At 31.4% G+C, this 6,576-nt stretch carries 6 protein-coding genes and 1 pseudogene; all 7 read right to left on the bottom strand.

Translation table 11 applies throughout. The annotated features are described in order from the left end of the window. Positions 1–211 (bottom strand): annotated as a pseudogene (locus tag CI949_RS17705) (IS21 family transposase); the annotation flags it as partial. Positions 212–574: 363 nt separating this feature from the next. Continuing rightward, positions 575–1,594: a site-specific integrase gene (locus CI949_RS17700; RefSeq protein WP_089656216.1), complete on the bottom strand. Its 1,020-nt coding sequence runs from the start codon at positions 1,592–1,594 to the stop codon at positions 575–577. Next, the gene (locus CI949_RS17695) at positions 1,591–2,544 is read right to left on the bottom strand and encodes a tyrosine-type recombinase/integrase (protein WP_089656217.1); all 954 of its coding nucleotides are present in this window, start codon (positions 2,542–2,544) and stop codon (positions 1,591–1,593) included. Before CI949_RS17695 ends, CI949_RS17700 begins: the two co-directional genes overlap by 4 nt. 1 nt (position 2,545) lies before the next feature. Continuing rightward, positions 2,546–3,790, bottom strand: coding sequence for a site-specific integrase (locus CI949_RS17690; protein ID WP_208596716.1), 1,245 nt, complete (start codon positions 3,788–3,790; stop codon positions 2,546–2,548). A 242-nt stretch (positions 3,791–4,032) separates the two neighbouring features. After that, entirely contained in the window at positions 4,033–4,671 is a 639-nt protein-coding gene (locus CI949_RS17685; protein ID WP_290768792.1) for a DDE-type integrase/transposase/recombinase, read from the bottom strand. 168 nt (positions 4,672–4,839) lie between these two features. Then, positions 4,840–5,343, bottom strand: a complete 504-nt coding sequence (locus tag CI949_RS17680; RefSeq protein ID WP_290768789.1) for a cob(I)yrinic acid a,c-diamide adenosyltransferase — start codon at positions 5,341–5,343, stop codon at positions 4,840–4,842. Positions 5,344–5,417: 74 nt separating this feature from the next. Continuing rightward, positions 5,418–6,576, bottom strand: a 1,159-nt coding sequence (locus CI949_RS17675) for an acetate/propionate family kinase (RefSeq protein ID WP_290768786.1), incomplete at its 5' end; no start/stop codon positions are given.

Genomic DNA, 6,576 nt, shown 5'->3' with positions numbered 1-6,576 from the left:
TTTTCTTTCTGCTGTGATCACTATTTTTAGAAAGATTACCCTTAGTTTTAAATATCTTATGTTCTGCCAGTTTAACTGTACTTTCAAAATCATATATCAGGTATTTATCATTGTCCTCAAGCACTTTAACATAGCTTTCAGGTCCCTGATAGGTACCTAAGGGAACAGAATATCTGTTACCTTTTATCGGAATGGTATTGTCTTTTCTCACCTGATAGGTTATACTTAAGTCAGAAGAATTAGTTTTAATTTTTTCTGATACTGGCTTCAGGTATTTCTTTTCTACGGAGAATACCTGGGCTGGTATTTTTTTCGTTGTGCCGTGTTTTTTACCATTGGCACGAATTTCAAGCCACCTACGACAATCCTCATTCCACTTCTCTAAATTGGTAAAGGTTCTGTGAGCTGCAAAGTTGTTTTTAGCATAACCGACTAAATTTTCAATACGGCCTTTTTTATGTAAAGCTTTACATAAAAAAGGTTATGTAAAGTATATGATTATGTAAAGTAAATTCTTAGACTATAATGATAACAGGATAGTTTCCAAATTTACTTTACATAATTCCATTAAATACTATTGATTAAATTGGTTTAACCATAATAATAAATCATTATTCTCCTGCCATTGAGGCTTTCCTGTCGGAGAAACATCAGTATATGCTTTTTCAATAGCTTCTCGTTTCTGTCTGGAATCAGCTCTGGCATAGACTTCAGTTACCTGAACCGAGCTATGACCAAGAATATCTCTGATATAAACCAGATTTACACCCGCCTGCAGAAGATGCATGGCTTTTGAGTGTCTAAGTGAATGACAGGAAATCTGTTCAGGTATTAAAGCAGGTATTTTTTCTCTAGCTATTTTGCTGTATTTTTTTAAAATATAATTTACTCCAGCTCTTGTAAGTTTTTCTTTGCGACTATTGAAAAATAATGGATACTCATTTGCATAATCTTTCAGTAGACCATTTGCTTCCATATATCTTTTTAAAATTTCAGCTGTTGGTTCCATTAAGGGGACTATTCTTGCTTTTTTCCCTTTGCCAATCAGTTTAACTGTATATGGTTTATCAAAACGAATATTTGATGGTGTTAAATCAATAATCTCCTGCACTCTAGCTGCTGTATCATACATTAAACTCAGTATTGCTAAATTGCGTTGTCCTGATTTCAAACTTTGATCAGGCATTTCTAATAATAATTTAATTCCATCTAATGATAGATAATTCATTGTTGCCTTTTCTGTTTTTTTGACTGGTATTGATAATATTCTCTGCCATTCCTGCAGGTTTTCAGGACTCTGATATTGAAGATATCTAAAAAAAGAGTGCATAGCTGCCAGCCGAATATTTCTGGTAGTTATGCTGCAATGACGCTGAACTTCTATCCAGCCTAAAAAATCAACAATAATATCTTTTGTGATAATTTCTAGGGTGATATTTTCGGCAGAGATATTTTTTCTATCTTTAAAAAATTTGAGTAAAAGAATAAAGGTATCTCTGTAAGATAAAATAGTATTTTCGCTAACCCCTTTTTCACCAGGCAAATAATTTTTTAAGAAAGTAGTTAAATAATAAGAGAAATCAGTATTTTTCATGGGAGTTTCACCTCTGGAAAAATATATGAGCAGAGATTATTAATTTCTTTAATTAATTCTGGATACATATCAGAAGTCAGCCTGACATATTTATCTGTTGCTTCCAGTGATTGATGACCTAAGTATTGAGACAGGATAGGTAAAGAGTAATATAGATCAAGATCAGATTCCGACATTTTAATCAGTGAATGAACACTAAAGGTATGTCGAAAATCATGGACTCGTGGACCTTTTCCTTTACCGCCATGAGATATATTGGCTTCCCACAAAATTTTTCTAAACCATTTGTAAATAGTATCGCTTGCATATCTTTCACCATTATACTGACTAAAAAAATATTTTTCTATTAAATTTTTTGATAAACATTTTTCTTTGTATAATAGGCAGATATCAGTTAATGACTCCGACAAAGGTAAAATTCTATCTCTATCATTTTTAGCATTTCTAATAATAATATATTTTTCGGTCAAATTCACATCTTCAGTTTTTAAAGAGAGAGCTTCATTAACTCTTAAGCCGCAGCCGTAAATCATACGGAATACAACTGGCATAACATATCTTGTATTTGATTTTTCTTTAAATTTAAAATTATCACAGGCCTCAAAAAATGCTTTTATCTCGTGATTAGAAAAAATATGGGGTGTGAAAGTTGTTTTTTTAAATTTAATCTGTTCTGGAATAAATGATTGGTAGCCAAGTTTGTTTAAATAAATAGAAAAATTCTTAATAACATTAACTCTTTTGTATCTTGTAGTATCAGCTTCATTTTCCCTTTTTTTAGACCATTCATCAGTAATATCCTTAGTTAAACCTATCTCGGTTACTTCATATTGAAGTATAAAACGGTCAAATATTTTAAAAGTTGCAATATCTTTGTAGTCATAACCAATATTTCTTTTAAACTCTATATACTGTTTTAAAAGCACTGCATATATGCTCTTGAATTCCATTTTAGTTCACCTCCTGAATATAATAAGGTGAATTTAGATCTGGAACTTCAAGAGAACACTGTCTTAGAGAATTAAGATCTATTCTTAGATATGTTTTTGTACTTTCTGTACTGCTATGACCAAGCACTTCTGAAATAACTGGCAGTGGAGTTTTTTGCTCCAATAAAGTGCAGGCAAGGCTGTGCCGCAGGGCATGGGGCCCATGTTTTTTCTTATCCAGATTATCAATTTTTGCTCTTTTTAAATAAAATGTTACTATACTGTGTAGTGTAGGTTCTTTGAGCTTACCATAAGGTTGACCAATACAAATGAAAATATAGGGTAAATCTGTCTTTGGACGACCATATTTTAAATAATCAATAATTGCATTACCGACTTCTGTTAAAAGTGGCAATTCAATTACCTTGGCGGTTTTAGTTTGTTTAATTCTAATATTATTCTGTTTCCAGTTGATATTTTCAAACTTCATTCTACAAATATCAGAAGCTCTTAAACCAAGCCTTGCTGCAAGCAGTATCATCGCAAAATCTCGTTTACCTTTGGGATTTGCTCTATCTACTGATTTAAGGAGTTTTTCAACTTCTTCTTTGGTATAAGTTGTTGGCAATTTGCTCTCTTTTTTGTAACCGATTTTTGGAATAATATAAGAAAAATCAGTCAGAAGAATTTCCTTCTGATATAAATATTTTAAAAAACCTTTTAAAGTACCAACCACATGATGAATTGAGGCATTAGAATATATTCCCAGATCATTAATAAACTGAAGAATATGCTGATTTTCCAAAGTTTTTAGCGAAAATATATTACTAGCTTTCAAATAATCTAAAAATCTTAATAAATGAATTTTCTTGCCTTCTATTGTTCTTAATGCATTTCCTTTAAGCTTAAGGTATTCGAGATAGTTTAAAATTATTTTACCAATTTCGCCACTAAAATCATATTTTTTAGAAACGGATCTAAATCTGATTACACCTGTAACTTGAAACTCACTGGTTACATTTGCAACTCGAAGAAGATCTTTTTCTTTTCTGCTTAAGCTTTCATAAGGACGATTTTTCATTATACTGAATATAAATTTTTCTCCCACTTGAGAATTATAAAATTCAATAGAATTTTTACTCATAAAATCATTTAAATGCTTCCAACCCCTTTGATATTTTAGTTGAGTAGCCCTGTTATAGGATAAACTTTTAATATACACCTCCAGTTCTGAAACTAGTTCTTGAAGTTTTTGCTGTTTTTTCATTTTCATTTTCCTCTCTATAATAATTAATCTTTTAGCTTTAATTAATTATAGAGTAATTATGTAAAGTAAACCAGCAAAAATTTCTAGTATATCAACATTATTTTAATGTACTTTACATAATCATATACTTTGCATAACCTTTTGATTCAGGGTCGGTGGCCCTACACATATGGATTCTAAACTTTCTTTTATGCCTGTAGGACGCAAACTGGTGAGTATAGATTAAATCACCATAGTTTTCTTTATACAGTATTCAATTTATCCTGGTCATAGACTGCCTCCTCTGGTATTCCTTCAAAGTATTGAAAAGCATTTTCATGGGCTGCTATTACATCAGCTGTGGTTAATGGTCTATCAAACCATTCTACATATTTGTAGCGAGAATGGGAGAGGACAAATGCAATCAGATAAAGTTTGATTTCTCTTATTTTATCTGCTTTAAACACCCATTTTTCACCCATATCTACCTGCATCTGCTGACCCATTGGTGGATCTTCAATAGCCTCATAAAGTCTGGGACTTTTTGTTTTAGGAATGTTATATTCTTTTCTTAATTCCCTGATGTAGTTTCTAAGAGTGCCTTCAGAAAAACCAGGATCACCATTAGTTTTTTCTTGAATCCAGTAATATATTTCAGATGCTTTTATGTCGGGATATTCTCTGAGATAGTTTAAAATCCAATCATGATATTCATCTGCCTTTTTAGCTCTTGTGGTCATTGACTGCAGCAGTTGCTCGTATTCATCAATATTTAAATCATAGTATCTATTGAGAGTTGGCCTGCTTATTTCAAGTTGCCTTGCAATCTGGGATTTGCTGAACCCCATTTCTTTTAATTGCTGGAGTTGTATATACACTTTATATCCATCTACTTTACTCAATATTTCTGCCTCCTTTTAGGATTGTTTAAAGAATATTATATCCTAAAAGAGCAGATTATGGTACTGGATTAATTTAACATATTTACCAACTCAAAATCTTGGGATTTACATTATCTAGCAATATCCGTAAAATCTTATTTGTCGTTTTTGTAAAATCTATTTTATCATCTACACCTCTACTCCTTGATTATAATAATGTTTTATTTCTTTCATTTCAGTTACAAGATCTGCTTTTTCTATTATTTCTTTCGCTGCATAACGACCAGTTATAACTACTTCTACATTAGTTTCCCTAGCATTTATAACTTCAATCAACTCTTTTGCAGAAAACAAATCATAATAAACAGCAATATTTGCCTCATCTAAAATCACTAAATCATATTTTCCTGATTTTAATATTTTTTTGATTTCTTTTAATCCTTTTCTTGCTTCATCAATATTCTTTTTATCTATTTCCCCATTAATAAAATAATCTAACCCATATTGTGAAATTTCAATTTCATTAATACTTTTTAAACTTTTTAATTCACTGTATTTCATTCCTTTAACAAATTGACCTATAAAAACATTTTTCCCTGCTCCTACAGCTCTAATAGCCAATCCAAAAGCAGCTGTTGTTTTACCCTTGTCATTGCCAGTATAAACCTGAATCATTCCTTTTATTTTAATCACCTCTGATAATTTATAAAATGCTTAATTTATGAACTTTTTTTGCTTAACTATAGTTAATTTAATTTAAATTCTATCTATTTGTTTTGCCAATACATTACAATTGCTTTTGTATCTTTAGCAATTACTAACTCTTCATTTGTCGGAATAACCATCGCTTTTACTGTAGAATCACTAGTTGTAATAATTTGTTCTTTGCCGCGAATATCGTTGGCTTTTTTATCAATTATAATTCCCATATATTCTAAACCTGCAAGAATTTCTTCTCTAGTTTCAATTGCATTTTCACCAATGCCAGCTGTAAATACTACTGCATCTACTCCACCCATAGCTGCAGAATAAGATCCAATATATTTTTTAACTCTATAATTAAAGATATCTAATGCTACCTTAGCTTGATTATTTCCTTCGTCAGCAGCTCCTTCAATATCTCTCATATCACTACTAACTCCAGATACTCCATAAAGACCACTTTCTTTATTTAATATACTATCGATATCCGAAGCTATCATATCTTCTTTATCCATAATAAATGGTACAATTGCTGGATCTATATCTCCACATCTTGTTCCCATCACTAATCCTTCAAGTGGAGTAAAGCCCATGCTGGTGTCTACAGATTCACCATTTTTTACTGCAGCAATACTTGCTCCATTTCCTAAATGACAGGTGACAATTTTAAGATTGTTAATATCTTGATCCATCATCTCTGCAGCTCTATTAGCTACATAACCATGAGATGTACCATGGAATCCATATCTTCTAACTCCATATTTTTCATAGTATTCATAAGGAAGAGCATAAGTATATGCTTCTTCTGGCATAGTTTGATGGAAAGCTGTATCAAATACAGCAACCTGAGGTGTTTCAGGCATTAATTCTTCACAAACTTCAATCCCCATAAGATTTGCTGGATTATGAAGTGGAGCTAAATCAGAAATATCACCAATTTCTTTCATTACTTCATCATCAATTAAAGTAGAGTGTGCAAATTTTTCTCCCCCATGCGCAACTCTATGACCCACTGCTTTAATTTCATCCATATTTTCTAACACACCGTGTTCATCAGAAAGCAGTGTCTCAATCAATAATTCTATTCCTTCTTTATGAGTTGGTATCTCATGCTCAATTTTAATATCTGTACCTTCTTTTGTTTCATATTTCAAAAATGAATTTTCAATGCCAATTCTTTCAATAATCCCCTCAGCTAAAACATCTTCATCTCTCATATCAAAT

Source organism: Halanaerobium sp., from assembly GCF_003070835.1.
Note: the sequence above shows the minus strand (reverse complement) of the source record. Positions and strands in the feature narration are given on the sequence as shown.

Coding starts and splice junctions, on each gene's coding strand:
- CI949_RS17700 (WP_089656216.1), bottom strand. CDS start 1,594: ATGAAAAATACTGATTTCTCTTATTATTTAACTACTTTCTTAAAAAAT.
- CI949_RS17695 (WP_089656217.1), bottom strand. CDS start 2,544: ATGGAATTCAAGAGCATATATGCAGTGCTTTTAAAACAGTATATAGAG.
- CI949_RS17690 (WP_208596716.1), bottom strand. CDS start 3,790: ATGAAAAAACAGCAAAAACTTCAAGAACTAGTTTCAGAACTGGAGGTG.